This window comes from Frankia sp. RB5, from assembly GCF_059816245.1.
In genome coordinates this window covers 1-1,557 of the sequence record NZ_JCBATA010000149.1, presented here as the reverse complement: position 1 = coordinate 1,557, position 1,557 = coordinate 1, and the positions used below count along the sequence as shown (strand labels likewise).

General features: G+C 64.9%; 2 protein-coding genes. Both read left to right on the top strand.

The window, feature by feature from the left end:
* Positions 1 to 376: 376 nt before the first annotated feature.
* Entirely contained in the window at positions 377 to 862 is a 486-nt protein-coding gene (locus AC6EXY_RS33230; RefSeq protein ID WP_101833846.1) for a hypothetical protein, read from the top strand.
* A gap of 27 nt (positions 863 to 889) precedes the next feature.
* Positions 890 to 1,456, top strand: coding sequence for a hypothetical protein (locus AC6EXY_RS33225; RefSeq protein ID WP_101833848.1), 567 nt, complete (start codon positions 890 to 892; stop codon positions 1,454 to 1,456).
* The last annotated feature ends 101 nt before the right edge of the window (positions 1,457 to 1,557 follow it).

Genomic DNA, 1,557 nt, shown 5'->3' with positions numbered 1-1,557 from the left:
AACTTTGCCGCAGCCCTGGGCGCGACCGGGAGGGTGTGACCGCGATGACGTAGCGCGGTTCGTTCGAGGGGGCATCTGATCCGGACGAGAATCCGGGCCACGCGAGCGGCGACCACTCGCGAGCAGAAGAATAATCCATGAAATTCGCGGGCAGCAGGTCCCTCTCGAACTGAGGCGCGGCCCGGCGCAGTCTGGCCGAATCATCGGCGACACAACATGCCTCACCACGCTGTACATGACGACAGGCGTATCCAATTCGAGTTCGCTTTCACCCGGCGTGGCATGCTTTTCTGTCATTGAGACTCCCGCGCGAGGCCGCGGGCCAAGGATCGGCTGTCACTTGAAGGGAGCAACCATGCGAACGTTCGCTCGTAGAATGGCTGCCGCAACCACGGCGGCGATTGTGGTCTTCGCAGCCCTGCTGGTGGGTGGCGGCCCAGCGTCCGCCGACTCGTCCGGCCACTTCGGGCCTTACTCCGTCGTGGACAGCTGGAAGGCCAAGACCGGCGAGACAGTCTACCTTCGTGTGGGCTCATGGGACGGAAATCGCGGCTCGGGGTACACTAAGATCGTCAACTACCACAACCTCACCACCGCCGCGGTCAAGGCCGCGACACTCTACTCCAAGGACATCAAACCTCAAGGCGGAACGACCAAACGGTTCGAGACCCCGGTCGAGCACGTGGAATGCCACGGAGCCTCGATCTTCAGAACCTGCCGGGTCATCGAGGTCATCACGCTCGTCGCCGTCGTGAACTTCCGGCCGCTCGGGGACGGCACCACCTTCGGGGTCGTGACGGCCTTCTGCGACAACCGTCCCCCCAGGTGCCCGGACTGGGTCAAGGACGCCATCAACATCTAACGAAGGTCATCGCGAGGAAACCAGGACATGGCCGAAGAGAGCGAATCCGCGCAGGCGCGCGGCTGGGTTCTGTCAGAACTGGCCGCGCTGCAGCATGCTTTGCTGTCGTCCGATCCCTTCATCGCCTCGGTGGCCTTCACTGACGACACGGTCCTCGTCGTCCTGAGGGGCGCCGAGGACCGGCGTGCCACGCTACCGCTCACGGCGAGTCGCCACGACTGGCATCGCGCGCTCGCGGGGGGCGGCATGCTCGCGGTTCCTCGCGAGGGCCCTGCCACCGGATTTCCACCCGACGAGTCCTCCCCGCCCCGCGCTCAGTACGCGGAGCTGCTGCATGATCTGGGTGAGCAGGCGGCAGGACTCTCCTACCGACACCACCCGCTGACCTATGGCTCGATCACGTTCGACGGGGAGCACGCGGCTGCGGTCGTGGTCCTCGATCGAGCAGGTCAGGCCTTCCGTACGCTCCTCGACTTCGCCAGGTCCTCAGGCCCCGCGGTTGGCATCCCCTACTCCATCGCAGACTGGATAGGGGATGGCCGTGGCACGCTCGCCGCCGACGGAATACGAGAAATGGCCTTGGACGGACCGTAGCCGTCCTTGGGCCCCTATCCGCCACGATGCGGTGGGGCGGGTAGTTCAGATCTTGTAGTGGCGAAGATCTGGCGCGCTACTCACAGGGCTGCGGCAAAGTC

Excerpts from the sequence above, each read along its gene's own strand:
- AC6EXY_RS33230 (WP_101833846.1), top strand. The coding sequence starts at position 377 with ATGGCTGCCGCAACCACGGCGGCGATTGTGGTCTTCGCAGCCCTGCTG.
- AC6EXY_RS33225 (WP_101833848.1), top strand. The coding sequence starts at position 890 with ATGGCCGAAGAGAGCGAATCCGCGCAGGCGCGCGGCTGGGTTCTGTCA.